Source organism: Floccifex sp., from assembly GCF_051873555.1.
Taxonomy (GTDB): domain Bacteria; phylum Bacillota_I; class Bacilli_A; order Erysipelotrichales; family Erysipelotrichaceae; genus Floccifex.
Genome location: NZ_JBJEEY010000023.1, coordinates 1 through 17,857 on the forward strand (window position 1 = coordinate 1; position 17,857 = coordinate 17,857).

The window sequence follows — 17,857 nt, forward strand, 5'->3', positions numbered from 1 at the left end:
ACCTCAAAGGTTTTAAATTGGCTTTTTTCTAAACCTCATCTAATTTTAGAGGTCCCAATTACAAAAAGCGAAATATCCAATAGATGTAACACCATTTGGAATTGTTATATTTGTAAGGTTATTACAATTATGAAAAGCATAACCTCCAATAGATGTAACAGACACTGGGATACTGTAGGATGTTTCAGTAATTCCTTGAGGATACCGAATCAATTCTGTTTGATTCTTATTAAACAATATACCATTCACAGATGAATACACTTCATTAAAATCTTCAACTTCAATGTTTTTAAGGCTTGTACATCCATTAAAAGCAGTATCATCAATTAAAGTAACACTTGCTGGAATTATTATATTTGTAAGTTGTTCACAATTTAGAAAAGCACAAAGTCCAATGGATTTAATTCCATTTTCGATTGTTACATTAGATAAACTGCTACAACCCGAAAAAGCACTTGTTCCAATAGTTGTAACTGAATTTCCATTGATTTCTGAAGGAATGACAATATCACCGCCATCACCATTATATTTGGTTATCGTTACTTCATTGGTTTCTGATACACTATATTCAAATTCTCCATATGTATCCGCCTATATTGTCATGGGTACCAACATGCATATTGTGCATATGGCACATAGTATGCTTAATAATTTCTTCTTCATATTCGTCTCCTTTTTTAAAATAATGTTCATTTACATTATTTCACTTTTCTGTTTCTGTGTCAATTTTGATATAATAATTACATGTATTATGTTTATATATTGTGTTGCAGCGATCAAAGTTTATATACTGGCTATACCAATGATTTGAATCATCGATTAGATGTTCATAATCAAGGTAAAGGGGCTAAATATACAAAATCTCGTCGTCCTGTTTCTTTGGTTTATTATGAATGTTTTGAAACTAAGAGTGAAGCTTTAAAGCGTGAATATCAAATTAAACAATTAAGACGTGAACAAAAGCTTGCTTTAATAAAAAATCGATAAAGCGTTGTGAATATTATCAATCACAAAGGACTTCCCTTCTTGTCCTTTTTCTCCATCTAAAGTCCAGCTGACTGTTTCATCGAATTCAATTTCAATGTGACTGGCTTTCATTCGTTTGACAAATTTATCAGTCAGTCCTGGATTTAATAATCCAATGGGATAATGAATCCATTCCAGTGCATTATCGGTCCATTCTACAAATATTAAATCAAAATATCCATCTTTCATTAAATTTTCTTCCCTTTTTATGACATCCATTCCCGAAACTCGATAGCCATTGACAATTAATCCCATTAAAACTTGTTTTTCATATATTTGTCCATCGTATTTCATTTTTATAGAAATGGGATGAAGATTAGGAAGTTCTTCCATAGCTTTGATTACATACGCTATATCCCCTAAATTTTGTTTTAGATTTCTTTCGGTTTCATAGCTTACATTTGTAAAGGCGCCAAAAGCCGCTACATACGCAAAATAGCGTTCATTGCATCTTCCAATATCAAATACATCTTTTCGTCCGTGAATGATTTTTAAAGCAGTTTCCTGAAAGGATGGCGTTAATTGAAAGTTTTTTGAAAAATCATTCATCGTTCCAGTTGGAATATAACCTAGTTCAATTTGTTTATTCATTTGAATCAAAGCATTAATGGCTTCATTTAAAGTTCCATCTCCACCTGAAATCACTATCACATCAAATTCATTTCCTTTTTTTAATATCATTTCATAACAATCCATAGATTTAGTTGTGCAATATACTTCGACTTGATAATTAGCACTAAATAAAACCAAAGCATCTAATAAATCATTTTTCGATCGTTTTTTTCCTGAATTGGGATTAATGATAAAGAATAATTTTTTCATATAGAACTCCTAATAAACTTGAACCATCATAGATCATGGGATCATTTGGAAAAATATAAAGCATTCGATATATATAATAAAATATCATTAGGATGCACCAGATCCATAACAGAATATGAATAATCTTTTTATGGTTTCTAAAAAGAATACAAAGAATTATATAAATAATTGTAGGAATGGCCATGGCATGGTAATACAAAGAAGCTGAAAGATTTCCTTTCAGCAAATAATACAAACTTGTTTTCATGTTACATCCAGGACAAGGAAAGCCTGTAATTTTTTGAAATGGACAAGAATAGAATAACAGGAGCACTACAAGAATGGCTCCTGTTAATTTAATTTGCGAATGTCTGGATGTCATTGATCGTACTTTGGATAATACAAAGTGAAACAATCGAAAAGCTTAATAAAGCTAAAATCAAAACAATTACAGAATCATCGGGAACAACATATCCATTTGAAAATTGAAGTGCATGTAACCTTTTACAAGTTCTATAATAAAAATACCATCCATAAACCCCACAAGTAATAAAACTCAAAAGAACAACCATTCCAGGCGAAGTCGTCTGGTTTTGACAAAGTGTATCGGTATCTCTGGCAATACAATACATCCAGTACAAACCAAAAATACCACAAGTAACAATTGTCAATAATAAATACAATCCTACACTTCTTTTTTGTATAAAAACTGGATTGTTTATTGTTTCCTGTGTATAAATCGTTTCTGTTTGTTGAGCTTGTTTTTCTTGTTTTAAATAAATGCTCAATGGTGAATTCTTCACAAATTCCCAATCCGCCATACCAGAAGTCCATACATAGCTATTAGCTGAAATGGTTTTCTTTTCAATTAAAGAAATGATTTCTTTTTCATCCAATGGACCCACTTGTTCATTATTTACATTGATATAATACCACTGTTTATCTGAAGAAAATTCCTTAACTGGTTCTTCCTCTTCTTTAAAATCAACAAGTTTACTATCCTCAAAAGAAATCCAGTCTTGTAGACCCGACTTCCATACATATGTATTTTTTTGAATGCGACCCTGTTGATAAAAAGAAATCATTTCATCTTTTGTATAAGCACCATTTGATTTTCCATTTTCAACAAAATACCAGCCATCTTCATTTACTTGTTCTATTTCAATTTTTGATCCACAATTCGGACAAAACTTTGCGCTTTCAGGTATTTGTTCCCCACAGTTTTTACAAATCATGTTTTATACCTCCAATGCACTTATTATAACACGAAAAAAAGAATATCCATTATCGAATATTCTTTAATTTGAAAGTTAATAAATAAGCCAAAACAATTTTTAGAGCATCTCCTAATAAAAACGGAATCACACAATATAATAAACTCGTCATTAAATTCATTTTTGTTAGAATCATAAACCAGATGGTTCCAATGGCATATAGAACAAAAGTACCAATAATCATATTCACAATACGCATCCAGCTTTTATTTACTTTTAAACCCGAAAAGAAAGCCAATGCGATATATCCAATGATATAACCTCCAGTTGTTCCAAATAAAACCGCAAAACCAGATTTATAACCCGCAAAAAATGGAAGACCAATACAGCCTAATAAAATATATAAAGCCACAGCTAAACATCCTTTTTTCCATCCTAACCAGATGCCAGCTACCATTACCATAAAGGATGCCAGTGAAATTGGAATTTCTCCAACGGGAATGGATAAAGGCGCAATCAGTCCAATACAAACGGCCATCAGTGCTATATATACAAGATCTTTTGTTTTCATTTTTTTCACCTCGAAAACAAATATATAGAAAAATAATTCTATTGTCAACCTTTTATTTATTTATGGTTGACTTTAATATGTACTTCTCCAGAAGAAACTCTTCTTTCTTTTCCATGATCGATTACAACCAATTCAAAATTATCATCAATATCTTTGGCAAATACTTCTTTTAAACAATTATTTTCCTGAATCCATACATTCTTATTTAAAACCATACTATGATCTTTATACAACTGATAATATTCTTCTTTATTCCAATTATGATAATACGATAAAAAATAATTTAAGAAATAACCCACCAATTTATTTTTTCCATCTTCAATTGCATTTTTAAAAATAGATCCTGCTATGTCTTGTAGATCCTTGGGAAAATCATTTTCAGGCACATATACATTAAATCCAATTCCCATAACAACATATTCCATGCACTTACTTTCCATGCTGATAGAAGCTTCCGTTAAAATACCACATACTTTTTTATCATTCACAAAAATATCATTGATCCATTTAATTTTTGGATGCACATCTTGAATATCTTCAATGGCTTTACAAGCCGCTACAGCCGCCATAGACGTAATATTGGTTGCTTCCATGGGTGTTTTATCAATGGGACGAAGCAAAACCGATAAATATACACCACTTTGACTTGGAGAATAAAACGAATGCCCGGTTCTTCCTTTTCCATTGGTCTGAGAAGAACTCACTAATACATAGCCTTCTCTTTCATTTTCAATGGCTTTTTGAACCACTAAAGTATTTGTTGAAGTAACTTCTTTTTGGTAATGAATATCACAAGGAACTTGAATATATTTTTCAATGCCTTCTTTAGATACAATATCCGTTTCAATAGATAAAGCATAGCCTTTATTGGAAATTGCCTGAATTTGATAGCCTTCTTTTTGTAAAGACTTGATAGCTTTCCAAATCGCATTTCTAGAAACATTTAATTCTTTGGCAATTTGTTCCCCTGAAAAAAAAATCCCTCGATTATTTTCTAATAAAACTAAAATTTTTTGTTTTGTGCTCATATAACTCCTTTAAAAAAACTCGGAAAATCCGAGTTTTACATTCCAAATAATTTTAACATAAATCCAGCCGCAACAGCTGAACCAATAACACCTGCCACATTAGGTCCCATCGCATGCATCAATAAGAAGTTTTTAGGATTGGCTTTTTGTCCTTCCACTTGTGATACACGAGCAGCCATAGGAACAGCCGATACACCAGCCGAACCAATTAATGGATTAATTTTTCCTCCACTTAATTTACACATGATTTTTCCAAAAATCAATCCACCTGCTGTACTTAACATGAAAGCCAATAATCCTAAACAAATAATCATAATAGTTTCTAATGATAAGAAAGTTGCTGCACTGGCTTTACATCCTACAGAAAGACCTAAAGCAATAGTTACAATATTTGTTAAGGCATTTTGTGCTGTATCACTTAAACGATCGGTAACACCACATTCTCTAAATAAGTTTCCAAGCATCAGCATTCCAATTAATGGAGCTGTATCTGGAATTAATAAGACAACAAAAATCATAACCGCAATTGGGAAAATAATTTTTTCTGTTTTTGAAACTGTACGCATTTGTTTCATTTCAATTTTACGTTCTTTTTCTGTTGTCAATAAACGCATTAGAGGCGGTTGAATCATAGGGATCAATGCCATATAACTATACGCTGCAATAGCAATCGCTGGTAAATAGTCTTCCGCTAATCGAGATGCCACCAAAATAGCTGTTGGTCCATCAGCTCCTCCAATAACACCAATTGCTGCTGCTACTTTTGGATCAAATCCTAAAGCCAAAGCCAATAAAAAGGCAGTAAAAATACCAAATTGGGCAGCAGCTCCTAATAATAAAGAAGAAGGACGAGAAATCAATGGTCCAAAATCTGTCATGGCTCCAATTCCCATAAAAATAATGGAAGGATAAATAGCGTGTTGAACACCTTGATAAACTACCCACATAAATCCTGGACTGGATCCATCCGTTGGTGGATTTAAAATACCAGTCGATGGAAAGTTACAGAATAAGATTCCAATAGCAATGGGTACTAACAATAATGGTTCGTATTTCTTTTTAATTCCCATGTATAACAAAACACAAGCAATAAGAATCATAATTAATTGTCTTGGATCTTGAAAAAAACCGGCAAATCCAGAAGAACCAAGAATTTTTGATAGAATTCCAAAAAATGAAATTTCCATAGGCCACCTCTATTGAATTGTAGCTAAAATCGCATCTGTTTGCACAGAAGCGCCTTTTGATACAACAACAGAAGTGATTGTTCCATCCTTTGGTGCTACGATTTCGTTCTCCATCTTCATGGCTTCTAAAACAAATAAAATATCTCCGGCTTTTACTTTTTGTCCATTTTGCACATTGACTTGTAAAATTGTACCAGGCATTGGTGCTTTTACAGGATCTCCAGCACCTTGTGCAACAGGAGCAGCCTGTGCAGCAGGCGCTTGTTGTACGACAGGCGCTGCTTGTTGTACCACAGGTTGTTCTTTAACTTCTCCAACATAATTTGCTGTGGCTTGTCCTTGTTCAACTTCAACTTCGTATTGTTTTCCATTTAAAGTAATTATATATTTCATGATTAGTTATCCTCCAATAATCGAATCTTCTTAAAAATCAAGTTTTCAAGTGGAATTTTGGTTTCATCACTGATAATGGCCATAATACAAGCCGCTGTTTTTTCATCCACATCAATTAATTGAATTTCTCCTGCATACTCAATATTTGCAGGTTTCTTAACTTCAACAACTTCTTCTACCACTTTTTCTTCTACTTTTTCTTGTTTTGATGTCATAGCCACAACGACTTTATTCATAACAATAATGATTAACATCAAAATCGCCAACATGATAAAAACAGTTGTAAATCCATACAAAGCGATTTGTAACCCTTGACCAATAGTTAAAGACTCAATCATAGTTATTCAACCTCTCTAATTGTATACTTCGCAACTAAAGCTTTCTTTTCTTCACGTTTCATGAAGAATTTTTCTGCAATTTGAGGGAATAAAACATAACTTAATACGGTTTCTTCATCACGAGCATAAGCTCCTAATTTAGAAACAGCTTGTGACATTTCATTTCGAATCGTATCTGCATATCGACCTTGAATAGGTTGTTCCCCATTCAACGCCTTTTCCTGTAATTCTTTATTAATTTCACCAGGCGCTTTTCCATATTCTCCACGTAAATACGCTTTGACTTCTTTTGAAATATAGTTATAACGTCCACCATATAAAACATTCATAACCGCTTGTACACCCACCATTTGTGACATAGGCGTTACTAGAGGTGGATATCCTAAGTCTTTACGAACATTTGGCGTTTCTTCCAATACTTCATCTAATCGATCCAATGCGTTTTGTGCTGTTAATTGCGCAATTAAGTTAGATAACATTCCACCTGGAATCTGATAATTTAAAGCATCAATATTGGTTCCCATAACTTTTGGATTTAACATTCCTTCATCTAAGAAACGTTGTTTCACTGGAACAAAATGATCATTGATTTTCTTTAAGTTTTCAAACTTAACACCTGTATCATATCCCATTTCATTTAAAGCATATACAGTCGATTCTGTTGCAGGTTGAGACGTTCCTCCACTTAAGCAGGAAATCGCTGTATCAATGACATCAACTCCAGCTTCAACAGCTTTTAAATATGTCATTTGTCCTAAACCAGTTGTAGAATGTGTATGTAAAACAACTGGAATGGATACATTGGCTTTTAAAGCTTTAATTAAATCATAAGCCACTTGTGGTGTCATAATACCTGCCATGTCTTTTACACAAATTGAATGACATCCCATTTCTTCCAATTGTTTTCCTAAATCCACAAACATATCTAATGTATGAATCGGACTTGTTGTATAACAAATGGTTCCTTGTGCATGTCCACCAGCTTTGATACATTCATCCACGGCTACACGAATATTTGTATAGTCATTTAATGCATCAAAAATACGAATAATATCAATTCCATTTTTAATAGAATCACGAACAAAAGCACGTACAGTAGCATCTGAGTAATGGTGATATCCCAAGATGTTTTGTCCACGCAATAACATTTGCAGTTTTGTGTTTTTAACTTTTGAACGAATAAAGCGTAAACGTTCCCATGGGTCTTCGTCTAAATAACGAAGACAAGAATCAAATGTGGCTCCTCCCCAGCATTCTAATGAATAATATCCTGTTTGATCCATCGTTTCCAAAATATCTTCAAAATCAGAACGTGGCATACGTGTTGCAATCAAAGATTGTTGTGCATCTCGTAAAACAGTTTCCGTAATCTTTACTTGTTTCATAATTTCCACTCTTTCTATTTATTCACTTTAAATAACTATCCGCTATGCCATAAACACTATCACATTTTTTCTTATTTTTTAAGTACTTTTTTGGCTTTTTTTCATAAAAAACAAAAATGATATTTTGAAACAAAAAGTTAAACGCTTACAAAAAAATAGAGTGAATTACTCTATTCTTTACCACAAATAATTTTACGTTTTAAATCATCATAAACCAATAATAATTGACTGGGTTTATATACAGAAATGATATTTGCCATTTCTTCATTTAATAAAGAAGACGAAATATCTTCAAATTGTTTTAGAAAATCAACATTATAAATTTTAGTCTGACTATTTTCCATACATGCAATATAAAGAATTTGTGCCTCTACTAAATCCTGAAACATATGCGAGCCAAAAGAAAGTTCTGGCATATATCCTACTTTACTATATGCCACTTCCATAATCGCATTGAATTCACTGATTTCCGCAAACGAAACAGGAACCCCTAATTCAGGAGAAGAAGTCCCAATTCTTCCTGGTGTAATTAAAAGAAGATGATAGCCTTTATCTTTAAATACCTGATTGATTTTTCCAATGGCACGAGCCACTTTGGGTTTATTGACATATTCGAGTGTATAGTACGCATATGGATCTACATATACAATCACATCGATATATTCATTTCGACTCGTTCCCATTAAATTTTTCTCAATCTCAAAGAAAATATTTTCATTTTTCAAGGTTGGTAAATTAATTTTTGTACTGTGATTGGCTTGTAAAGGCCGACACTGTAACAAATTAATAAAATATTCATTGTCCTGCGATACATTAATTGTATATTCAATATCCACTGGTGTTTGATATTCTTTTTGAAGTGTCTTTAAAATTGTCTGCATTGTTGACATAATTTCCTGATTTTTAATCAATTGCTGACAATCTAAAAATAAGACTTCTCGATACTGACCCCGATCACGAAAATGCCATTCCGCATCGGTGTCATGACTAAACAACAATTGTTTTTGCCAAGGAAGCACATACGGAAGAATGGTTTCCATTCTTTCATGCGATACATCATTGTTTTCAAAAGAAATAACATCCATCTTTCTTTGCGAATACTTATGACGATCGGCACTGCTGGAATACATAGACATTAAAGGCTTATCCAAATTCACTAAACGAGGATAATCCCCTGGTGTACGATCCACGGCCCGTGTTCCCAATCCTGCCACTAAGCGAAGCATACCGGCATTGGGATCTAATTCATCGCTCCAAGGATAGCTGTTATAGGAGTAACCAACCCCAGCTGCCATTGGAAAATAATAATTTCCCAATCGAGAACCTGATACTCTTTGAATCAACAAAGCCATTTGTTCATCACTATCCAGTAAATTTCTTCGTCTACGATATTCCAAAGCCCCTTGTGACATTGTCGAAGCATAAACAATTCGTACTGCTTTTTCAAATGTTTTTAAACGATCTTCCAAAGTCTTTCCACTTACACAGAAAACCGATTCATATTTCCCCGCAAAGGCATTCCCAAAACCATCTTCTAAAAAACTGGAACTTCTGACAATAATGGGACACGTACCATAGTAATCAATCATGCGCTTAAATTGCTGAGCAATCATTACTGGAAATTTTCCCTCCAGTAAGCGATCCTGAATTTTTTTAGCGAGTTCCATATTTTCAGGATTGGCTTTGTGCTGCAGCCATAAATCCCAAAACTGATTATGAATAATATAAGTATAGAAAATATCGGAACCCACAAAATAAGAGTCATGTGGCTCTAAATGAGGGGCAATGTCTTCACAATTTCGAATGATAATTTTAGTCGCCGTTAACATTCCCACTGCTTTTCCCCCAATTTTACCTGTCCCAATCATACGACTATGGACTTGAATAAAATCACGGTATTTAAAGTTTTTAACAATTAAAGCCTGCATTCTTTCGTCATCGGTCATCAACATCGAACACATTTTCTTTTTATCCGGTGGCGTTAATTCCTTTTTCGAATAATTCAACTGCATCGTAGAAAAGAAACGATCCCATGAATCTTGTAATTGTTCACCTGGACCCGATTGTTCAACAGCTGCATAATATTTAGCCAGAGAAGTCGAATACGTCATTGGATGAAAGCTTTTGTCTTCATCAATTCGATGCGTTAAAAACATTTCAGAATTGTAGCGGTTTTCAACTTTTAATGGCGTTAAATAATAATGATCGACATCATAGAAAACATCCAGAAAGATTTGTACGCTTTCTCGTATTTGATTGATGCAGTCATAAGAATGAGCCCCTCTTCGAACTGGAATCAATGTAATGTGGTTTCTTTGCGTAAATATAGGACACATCACATTGATAAAGTTTCCCAACATTAAATCGGTATTCCAGTAATCACTTAATATTGATATATTATCAAACACAAACAATGATTTTTCATTGGCTTTTAAGGCAATGCGATATAAATGAATAGAAAAAGATTCAAATCCTTCATTGGGATCCAATTGATGTAAAAAAACATTTTTTATTTTTTCGATCATGGGTTTATGTTCCCCAAATCGAATATAATGAATATCTCTTTGATCATGAAGAGATTGAAATACAAATTGCCGCGCAAAAAAACGAAAATATTCTAAATCCAGTACACGAAAAACAATATTGTCTCCACATCGAACACAATCTAATTTTTTATCCAGACCTGCTAAACCCGATAAAATTTTTTCTCTTTCCAATTTCAATCCTCCTCTAGAATTTTCATCAATTCACTTAAATCCTCAATGACTTTACAACCTGTTTGTTTCAATAATTCTTTGTCCTGGTGTCCAGTACATACTAATACACAAGGCATATGCATCGCCTTTGCACTTTCATAATCATGAAGCGTATCTCCTACAAACAGGCATTCTTCTTCTTTAAACTGGTGTTCTTTCATCCATTGTATGCCTTGTGCTACTTTTCCTGTAGCATGAATGGTATCACATCCCACTATATCCATAAAATAAGAGTCAATTTCATAAAATTGAACTTGTTCTTCTAAATATTTTTGATGCGATGCACTTAAAATCGAACAAGAAATATTTTTTTCTTTTAATTCTTTTAGTATTTCTTTTGTGTAAGGTGTCAAAGGACAAATGGTATAGGTTTTATTATAGATATCTATAAATTCTTCACTTAATTCTTCAAATGAATATTGAGTGAAATCAAAGCCAATTTTTTTATAATAATCTTTTACTGGATGACAAAACAATTTTTTGTATTCATCCATTTCAATGATTCTCAAGCCTCTTTCTTTGAATAATTGATTTTCAATGTCCAATGAAAATTGAACATCATCCATTAGAGTTCCATTCCAGTCAAATACGATGTGACGAATCACAACGACAAGAAAAGCGACAATTGTCGCTTATTCTTTAATGATTTTTCGAAGATTTTTAAAGACAACTTCATGAAGTTTATCCGATAAATCTTCGGCTTTATCAATGGTTTCTTTTAAAGCTTGACTGGAACGGATATCATCCACTTTCTTAGTGGATTTTTCAATAAAAGATTGCACTTTTTCATTATTTTTGAAATCATTGATCGTTTCACTGGAAGACACTTTTTCTTTCACATTGGATAAAACCTGTAACGATTCCTCTTTGGCTTTATTTAATATATCCTGAATCATTTGTGTATCCGCTATTTGTGAAATTTTATCTTTGGCTTCTTGATAAATTTCTTCAATTCGATTTTTGGAATCTTCAAAAATGTCTTCATCCTCAAATAAATCTTGTTCATTTTCATCTACAGGAACTTCTACATAGACAGACATTTCGACTTCGGGTTCTTCTTTTGAAATCTTTTCTTCATTTTCTGACATACTTTTGTCCTCCTTTACTATTAGTATAATCTATTTTCATAAACGGAGCCATTGAAAATCACTTCAATGTCTTCATAAGAAATATAGCCACTTTGAGCCATACAAACCAATACATTATATTGTCTTTGTTTGGCATTGTCATAGTGATTGGATAACTGATAATAACTTGGCAAATTGGGAATACCAGCCAGAATTGTTGCTTGTTCTATACTCATTTGGGATACATCAATCCCAAAATAATTTTGACACGCTTCCTGAATTCCTTCATTATTATCTCCATAATTAATAATATTAACATAAACCGCAAATATTTGTTCCTTACTAAAATTTTGTTCCAATTCCCATGCCATCCACATTTGACTTCCCTTTATCCAAATATTCGATTCATAGATTCCATATAAGTTTTTAGCGGTTTGCTGCGTTATTGTGGAACCTCCACTTTTAATATAGTCTTCATCAAATTGTGATACAAAAGCACGAGCAACACCAATCAAATCCACGCCGCCATGTAAATAAAAGCGACGATCTTCAATCGATATTGTAGCTTGTACAAAATATTCCGGGAATTGATCAAAAGAAATAAAGTCTTTTTGATTCATAACTTCCTGCATGAGTGTACTCACTTCTTTGTTTTGTTTATATTGTTCATATAAGCGATGACATATAAACAAATAGCTGCTTATACCAATGCTTAAAATTAAAATCAATGTGATGCAAATTTTTTTAATGGTTTTCATAAATTCAGTATACACAAAATCAAAAAAGAGTTCCACTGAACTCTTTTAGCACATTATTTGTTTTGATTGACACTCTTCATGATTTGGCGAATTTGCGCTTCACTTGGTTTACGTCCCATTTGTAAAAACATCGCACGAATCATTTTTTCGTTAATAGGTGGGTTTTCTTTAATTTGTTTTTCAAATTTTTTCTTTGTGAAATAAAACCCTAAAATGCCTCCAATAATTGCACCCACTAATGTGTACATTATTGATGATATTAATTCCATATAATCAACCTCACTATCTAATAGCTATTCTACTATTTTTTATTTCAATTTACAACTAGAAACTATGATTAGAAACTATGATTCCATGTCAAATAATGACAATTGTACTTCTTCTGTATCCATTTCTTTCCATTGTCCTTTTTCAATTGTTTTTAATGGCTGAATCCATTCAAATTGGTCAATTTTTCCAAATGGATTGGAAAAAGTAGCTTGTTCATTCATTAAAGGAATGTCTTTTGCCATAAAGATATGATTTTCTTCTTCCACTAAAACCAGTTCATCTTTTAAGTCAACACTAAAGAAGGATCGCAATAGACTCGGATTGGATTTCACGGCTTTACAGATTCGATTTCCTTTTGCAGGTCGTTTTAAAGTCGCAATGTCTTTTGATTTCATTCGTTTCATTTGACATTGACTCGTTACAAATAAAAAATGCGATTGATTAAAATTTCCAACTTGACAATCCACAACACAATCATCTTGTTGCAGATTCATAGCTTTTACGCCTTTGGATTTTGTCATTTGAAGAGGAATTTGATTGACTTCATACTGAAGTGCAAATCCATTTTGTGTTAATAAACAAACACTATCATTCAAATTTAATGAAATACGTGCCGCAATCATTTCATCCATAGACCCAACTTTCATTAATGAAATAGTTTTGTTGTGACGTGTTGATTCTAATTCTTTTAAAGACGTTCTTTTAATCATTCCATAGCGACTGATGCAAATCACTTGTGCCTGGCAATCAAATTCATGTAATAAATACGCTGCAATGACTTTTTCCTGGTTTTCCATTTTCACATACGATGATAAATGACTTCCCAAGTCTTTCCATTTGGCTTCTTCAATTTGATAAACAGGTAAATAGCCATAATTTCCTTTATTGGTAAAGAATAACAAAGTTTGAAGCGTACTAGCTGGTCCTGAAGCAATTAAATGATCCTGGTCTTTGTGATTACATAATAATTCGTTGCTGGATTTATACGAACGCATAGATACTTTTTTTACATATCCGTCATAAGTGATTGGCAACATGACTTGTTCATCGGCAATCATAGCTTTTTCATCGATTACAATTTCTTCAATGTCTTCCTGAATTTCACTCAAACGTGGTGTGACAAATTCAGTATTGACTTCCTGGAGTTCTTTAATAATCACAGAAGCTAGTTTTTCTTTTGAATTTAAAATTTGTTTGAGTGTTTTAATTTCTTTTTGTAGTTGTTTACTTTCTTTTTCGAGTAAAACAACATCGGTATTGGTTAAGCGATACAGGCGCATTGTGACAATGGCTTCGGCCTGGGCTTCACTGAATACAAAACGTGCTATTAAATTTTTCTTGGCATCGTTTTTATCTTTCGAAGAACGAATGATTTTAACGATTTCATCCATTACAGAAACGGCTTTAATCAGGCCTTCTAATATATGGTAGCGACTTAATTTGGCATCTAAATCGTGTTGCGAGCGTCTTAAAATAACGTCTTGTCGATGTTGAATAAAGGAGTCAATGGCTTGTTCTAAGCCCATTTGAACGGGTGCTTTATTGTCAATGGCGATCATATTGTAATTATAAGACACTTGTAAGTCGGTATTTTTATATAAGTAATTTAGTATTTGATCGTCTCTGGCTTCTTTTTTAATGTCAATGACAATGCGAAGTCCATTTCGATCGCTTTCATCGCGTACATCTAAAATTCCATCGATTTTTTTATTTAAACGAATGTCGTCTATTTTTTTCACAACATTGGTTTTAATAACTTCATAAGGAATTTCATAGACCACTATTTTTTTAATGGTCTTTGTTTCTTCCATCTTCACTTTACTTCGAATAATGACTTTTCCTCTACCTGTTTGTAAAGCCTGGATAATGCCTTGTTTTCCCATGACAATGCCACCCGTTGGAAAATCGGGTCCCTTGACAAAGTTCATCAATTCCTGAAGTGTACAATCTGGATTTTGAATGCGATAAATACAAGCTTGAATGACTTCGTTTAAGTTATGAGGTGGAATATTGGTTGCATATCCAGCGGCAATTCCTGTAATTCCATTAACCAATAAATTTGGAAAACGAGCGGGTAGAACTGTGGGTTCCATTTTTTCATCGGAAAAGTTGGGTGCCCATTCGACAGTATCTTTTTCAATGTCCATTAATAAATAATTCGCAATTTTTGATAAACGAGCTTCTGTATATCGCATAGCAGCCGCTGGATCATCATCAATGGATCCATTGTTTCCTTGCATATCCACTAAAGGATTAGCCATTTTCCAGTTTTGTGACATACGAACCATGGCATCATAAACAGATGTATCTCCATGCGGATGATAATTACCAATAACGTTTCCAACCGTTTTTGCGGATTTGTGATATGGTTTGTTGTATGTATTTCCGGCTTCATACATCGCATAGAGTATACGACGCTGAACGGGCTTTAATCCGTCTCTGGCATCGGGTAAAGCACGGTTTTGAATGATATATTTTGAATATCTGGAAAAGCGATCGGCTAGTATATCTTCTAAAGAGTTTTTTAGAATATGAGGTGTATTTTCTTCTTTTTTCTTTGCCACTAAGAACCAACCTCCTTATAACTATCTTCCAATGTAAAGACGACATTGTCTTCAATCCAGTTTCGTCTACACTCGGCTTTATCGCCCATTAATTCACTGACTCGTTTTTCAGCCATCATAGCATTTTCCAGTGTCACACATAATAACGTACGAGTTTCAGGATTCATTGTTGTTTCCCATAACTGCGATGCATTCATTTCACCGAGTCCTTTATAGCGTGTAATGGTATATCCATTTTTTAATTCTTGTTTCTTGTCTTCTAATTCTTCATCGGTATATAAATAATATTCTTCTTTGCCTTTTGCGATGCGATATAAAGGTGGCATCGCAATATAAAGCATTTCATGTTCAATTAAAGGACGCATATGACGATAAAAGAAAGTCAATAATAAGTTTTGAATATGAGCTCCATCGTCATCGGCATCGGTCATGATAATGACTTTATAATAATTGGAGTCTTCTGCTACAAAGTTTGAGCCCACTCCTGCAGACAGAGCATGAATAATGGTATTTAGTTCTTCATTTTTTTCAATGGATTCCATAGAAGCTTTTTCCGTATTCAATACTTTTCCACGTAAAGGTAAAATCGCCTGGTATTTGGAGTCTCGTCCTTGTTTGGCAGAGCCACCCGCTGAATCCCCTTCGACTAAAAACAATTCTTTTTTTCGAGAATCCTTACTTTGAGCACTGGCAAGTTTTCCAGACAATACACGTTCGGTTTTATTTTTTCCTTTTCCCTGACGAATTTGTTCTCTGGCTTTTCGAGCGGCACTTCTTGCATTTGCGGCTTTAATAATTTTTCGTACTAATACATTGGCAATTTCTTTGTTTTCTTCTAAGAAATAGCGTAAATATTCACTGACAACGTTATCAGTTGCGCTTTTGGCTTCTGGTGTTCCTAATTTTTCTTTGGTTTGGCCTTCAAATTGCAGTAATTCTTCTGGAATTGTTAAATTGATGACTAAACAAAGACCTTCACGAACATCATTTCCTTCAAATCCTTTTTCTTTTTCTTTTAATAAACCATATTTACGTGCGTATTCATTAAAAACTTTTGTAAAAGCTTGTTTAGCACCCACTTCGTGACTTCCTCCATCACGGGTACGTACCATGTTCGCAAAACTAAAAACGTTTTCCTGGTAATCATCAGTATACTGGAAACATCCTTTTACAATGATGTTGTTGTTTTGACTTGAAAAGCTAACAGGTTCATGCATAGGTGTATGTTCGTTATTGATTTCTTGTACAAAAGCTTTTAATCCGTCTTCGTATTGATAAATCACTTCTCGTTTTTCTTTTCGTAAATCGGTTACAATGATTTTCAATCCCTTTAACAGAAAAGCACTTTCCTGGGCTCTTTCACATATTTTTGTATAGGAAAATGTATTGTTTTTAAAGATTTTCACATCGGGTTTAAAAGAAACAATACTTCCTGTTCGTTTCGTACTTCCTTCATGGATTAATTTCCCAATGTTTTTCCCTCCATCTGAAAATTCCATAGACCACATGTCTTTTCCATCGTGGACAATGACTTTGCACCAAGAACAAAGGGCATTGACAACACTGGCTCCTACTCCATGTAAGCCTCCAGCACTTTGATACCCTCCCTGGCTGGAAAACTTTCCACCGGCGTGTAAAACGGTAAAAATTACTTGCAGAGCACTGACACCGGATTTGTGTTTTCCTACTGGCATTCCTCTTCCATGGTCTTCAATGGTTACGCTGTTGTCTTTATTGATTGTGATATGGATTTCGTTTCCGTATCCATTTAAGGCTTCATCAATCGCATTGTCTAATATTTCCCAGACTAGATGATGTAATCCTCTTGAATCCGTGGATCCAATATACATTCCGGGACGTTTTCGAACGGCATCGAGTCCTTCTAATATAACTATGCTGTCTTGGTTGTATTGATTGTTTGACATACTCTTTTCCTTTCGAATAAAAAAGGAATTTTTTCAAATTCCCTTTTAATAATAAATGATTTTTTCAAAATTTCAACGAAAAAACTTTTTCTATCTTCCGTATAATTGATTTGCCAATGCTAAAATGTTTTTACAATTAGCAGTTGCATAATCAAATGAATCAATGGCTGCTACAGGTTTTCCATATGAAGCTAATTCTTCTGTTCGATATGCCATTTGAGGTCCAACCAAAACGATGTCATAGTCATTAATAATTTTTTCTACAGAACTGACACCTGCAGCTGTAATTTTTAATTCATCGTTATTTTCCTGGCAATACGCTTCTAATTTTTTAATCAACATTCCTGTTGAAAAACCACCAGCACATACTAATAAAATTTTGTAATTCATGTTTTAAACCTCTTTCTATTATAGTTTAAAAATATTTTTTTTATTTCTACTATTAAGTTTAGCACATTTCAAGCGAACTTTTTATATAAATGTTTTTTTTTTCATTATAATTATAAAAATCGACTTTTTTTTAGCAATGTCATTAAGTTAAGAATAACAACATTTAGGGGGTAACAAAAAAATG

The 17,857-nt window shown here is 33.3% G+C and carries 19 protein-coding genes; 1 reads left to right on the forward strand and 18 read right to left on the reverse strand.

What is annotated here, in order from left to right; genetic code table 11:
* Window positions 1–45: 45 nt before the first annotated feature.
* Complete coding sequence (locus ACI32A_RS01460) at window positions 46–537, reverse strand: leucine-rich repeat domain-containing protein (RefSeq protein ID WP_439753260.1); 492 nt, start codon at window positions 535–537, stop codon at window positions 46–48.
* Window positions 538–744: 207 nt separating this feature from the next.
* On the opposite strand from ACI32A_RS01460, the gene ACI32A_RS01465 reads away from it, so the two are divergent.
* Window positions 745–987: a GIY-YIG nuclease family protein gene (locus tag ACI32A_RS01465; protein ID WP_439753242.1), complete on the forward strand. Its 243-nt coding sequence runs from the start codon at window positions 745–747 to the stop codon at window positions 985–987.
* Here the strand turns inward: ACI32A_RS01465 and ACI32A_RS01470 are convergent.
* The 17 genes from ACI32A_RS01470 to ACI32A_RS01550 all read right to left on the reverse strand — a co-directional run bounded on the left by ACI32A_RS01470 (window position 970) and on the right by ACI32A_RS01550 (window position 17,673).
* The gene (locus tag ACI32A_RS01470; RefSeq protein WP_439753243.1) at window positions 970–1,848 is read right to left on the reverse strand and encodes a diacylglycerol/lipid kinase family protein; all 879 of its coding nucleotides are present in this window, start codon (window positions 1,846–1,848) and stop codon (window positions 970–972) included. The genes ACI32A_RS01465 and ACI32A_RS01470 overlap by 18 nt on opposite strands.
* Window positions 1,823–2,209, reverse strand: coding sequence for a DUF2752 domain-containing protein (locus tag ACI32A_RS01475; RefSeq protein WP_439753244.1), 387 nt, complete (start codon window positions 2,207–2,209; stop codon window positions 1,823–1,825). The genes ACI32A_RS01470 and ACI32A_RS01475 overlap by 26 nt, the downstream gene beginning before the upstream one ends.
* Complete coding sequence (locus ACI32A_RS01480) at window positions 2,184–3,062, reverse strand: GYF domain-containing protein (protein ID WP_439753245.1); 879 nt, start codon at window positions 3,060–3,062, stop codon at window positions 2,184–2,186. Before ACI32A_RS01480 ends, ACI32A_RS01475 begins: the two co-directional genes overlap by 26 nt.
* A gap of 49 nt (window positions 3,063–3,111) precedes the next feature.
* Window positions 3,112–3,612: a biotin transporter BioY gene (locus ACI32A_RS01485; protein ID WP_439753246.1), complete on the reverse strand. Its 501-nt coding sequence runs from the start codon at window positions 3,610–3,612 to the stop codon at window positions 3,112–3,114.
* A gap of 56 nt (window positions 3,613–3,668) precedes the next feature.
* Window positions 3,669–4,640 carry a biotin--[acetyl-CoA-carboxylase] ligase gene (locus ACI32A_RS01490; RefSeq protein ID WP_439753247.1) on the reverse strand — a complete coding sequence of 324 codons (972 nt, stop codon included), beginning with the start codon at window positions 4,638–4,640 and terminating at the stop codon, window positions 3,669–3,671.
* A 35-nt stretch (window positions 4,641–4,675) separates the two neighbouring features.
* The gene (locus tag ACI32A_RS01495) at window positions 4,676–5,827 is read right to left on the reverse strand and encodes a sodium ion-translocating decarboxylase subunit beta (RefSeq protein WP_439753248.1); all 1,152 of its coding nucleotides are present in this window, start codon (window positions 5,825–5,827) and stop codon (window positions 4,676–4,678) included.
* 9 nt (window positions 5,828–5,836) lie between these two features.
* Window positions 5,837–6,220, reverse strand: a complete 384-nt coding sequence (locus ACI32A_RS01500) for a biotin/lipoyl-containing protein (protein WP_439753249.1) — start codon at window positions 6,218–6,220, stop codon at window positions 5,837–5,839.
* Between the two features lie 2 nt (window positions 6,221–6,222).
* Window positions 6,223–6,558, reverse strand: coding sequence for an OadG family protein (locus ACI32A_RS01505; RefSeq protein ID WP_439753250.1), 336 nt, complete (start codon window positions 6,556–6,558; stop codon window positions 6,223–6,225).
* 2 nt (window positions 6,559–6,560) lie between these two features.
* Complete coding sequence (locus ACI32A_RS01510; RefSeq protein WP_439753251.1) at window positions 6,561–7,943, reverse strand: pyruvate carboxylase subunit B; 1,383 nt, start codon at window positions 7,941–7,943, stop codon at window positions 6,561–6,563.
* A gap of 170 nt (window positions 7,944–8,113) precedes the next feature.
* Entirely contained in the window at window positions 8,114–10,660 is a 2,547-nt protein-coding gene (locus tag ACI32A_RS01515; protein ID WP_439753252.1) for a PEP/pyruvate-binding domain-containing protein, read from the reverse strand.
* A 2-nt stretch (window positions 10,661–10,662) separates the two neighbouring features.
* Window positions 10,663–11,304 (reverse strand): HAD family hydrolase, encoded by a 642-nt coding sequence (locus ACI32A_RS01520; RefSeq protein ID WP_439753253.1) that lies wholly within the window; start codon window positions 11,302–11,304, stop codon window positions 10,663–10,665.
* Between the two features lie 27 nt (window positions 11,305–11,331).
* On the reverse strand, window positions 11,332–11,787 hold the full coding sequence (locus ACI32A_RS01525) for a hypothetical protein (protein WP_439753254.1): 456 nt from the start codon (window positions 11,785–11,787) through the stop codon (window positions 11,332–11,334).
* A 20-nt stretch (window positions 11,788–11,807) separates the two neighbouring features.
* A complete protein-coding gene (locus tag ACI32A_RS01530; RefSeq protein WP_439753255.1) occupies window positions 11,808–12,524 on the reverse strand; it encodes a biosynthetic peptidoglycan transglycosylase in 717 nt (238 codons plus the stop codon).
* A 53-nt stretch (window positions 12,525–12,577) separates the two neighbouring features.
* Entirely contained in the window at window positions 12,578–12,793 is a 216-nt protein-coding gene (locus ACI32A_RS01535) for a YneF family protein (RefSeq protein WP_439753256.1), read from the reverse strand.
* Window positions 12,794–12,868: 75 nt separating this feature from the next.
* Window positions 12,869–15,358, reverse strand: coding sequence for a DNA topoisomerase IV subunit A (gene parC / locus ACI32A_RS01540; RefSeq protein WP_439753257.1), 2,490 nt, complete (start codon window positions 15,356–15,358; stop codon window positions 12,869–12,871).
* The gene (parE, locus tag ACI32A_RS01545; protein ID WP_439753258.1) at window positions 15,358–17,283 is read right to left on the reverse strand and encodes a DNA topoisomerase IV subunit B; all 1,926 of its coding nucleotides are present in this window, start codon (window positions 17,281–17,283) and stop codon (window positions 15,358–15,360) included. Before parE ends, parC begins: the two co-directional genes overlap by 1 nt.
* Before the next feature lie 90 nt (window positions 17,284–17,373).
* Window positions 17,374–17,673, reverse strand: coding sequence for a PTS sugar transporter subunit IIB (locus tag ACI32A_RS01550; RefSeq protein ID WP_439753259.1), 300 nt, complete (start codon window positions 17,671–17,673; stop codon window positions 17,374–17,376).
* Window positions 17,674–17,857: the final 184 nt, after the last annotated feature.

Excerpts from the sequence above, each read along its gene's own strand:
- ACI32A_RS01465 (WP_439753242.1), top strand. The coding sequence starts at position 745 with ATGTATTATGTTTATATATTGTGTTGCAGCGATCAAAGTTTATATACT.
- ACI32A_RS01470 (WP_439753243.1), bottom strand. The coding sequence starts at position 1,848 with ATGAAAAAATTATTCTTTATCATTAATCCCAATTCAGGAAAAAAACGA.
- ACI32A_RS01475 (WP_439753244.1), bottom strand. The coding sequence starts at position 2,209 with ATGACATCCAGACATTCGCAAATTAAATTAACAGGAGCCATTCTTGTA.
- ACI32A_RS01480 (WP_439753245.1), bottom strand. The coding sequence starts at position 3,062 with ATGATTTGTAAAAACTGTGGGGAACAAATACCTGAAAGCGCAAAGTTT.
- ACI32A_RS01485 (WP_439753246.1), bottom strand. The coding sequence starts at position 3,612 with ATGAAAACAAAAGATCTTGTATATATAGCACTGATGGCCGTTTGTATT.
- ACI32A_RS01490 (WP_439753247.1), bottom strand. The coding sequence starts at position 4,640 with ATGAGCACAAAACAAAAAATTTTAGTTTTATTAGAAAATAATCGAGGG.
- ACI32A_RS01495 (WP_439753248.1), bottom strand. The coding sequence starts at position 5,827 with ATGGAAATTTCATTTTTTGGAATTCTATCAAAAATTCTTGGTTCTTCT.
- ACI32A_RS01500 (WP_439753249.1), bottom strand. The coding sequence starts at position 6,220 with ATGAAATATATAATTACTTTAAATGGAAAACAATACGAAGTTGAAGTT.
- ACI32A_RS01505 (WP_439753250.1), bottom strand. The coding sequence starts at position 6,558 with ATGATTGAGTCTTTAACTATTGGTCAAGGGTTACAAATCGCTTTGTAT.
- ACI32A_RS01510 (WP_439753251.1), bottom strand. The coding sequence starts at position 7,943 with ATGAAACAAGTAAAGATTACGGAAACTGTTTTACGAGATGCACAACAA.
- ACI32A_RS01525 (WP_439753254.1), bottom strand. The coding sequence starts at position 11,787 with ATGTCAGAAAATGAAGAAAAGATTTCAAAAGAAGAACCCGAAGTCGAA.
- ACI32A_RS01530 (WP_439753255.1), bottom strand. The coding sequence starts at position 12,524 with ATGAAAACCATTAAAAAAATTTGCATCACATTGATTTTAATTTTAAGC.
- ACI32A_RS01535 (WP_439753256.1), bottom strand. The coding sequence starts at position 12,793 with ATGGAATTAATATCATCAATAATGTACACATTAGTGGGTGCAATTATT.
- parE (WP_439753258.1), bottom strand. The coding sequence starts at position 17,283 with ATGTCAAACAATCAATACAACCAAGACAGCATAGTTATATTAGAAGGA.
- ACI32A_RS01550 (WP_439753259.1), bottom strand. The coding sequence starts at position 17,673 with ATGAATTACAAAATTTTATTAGTATGTGCTGGTGGTTTTTCAACAGGA.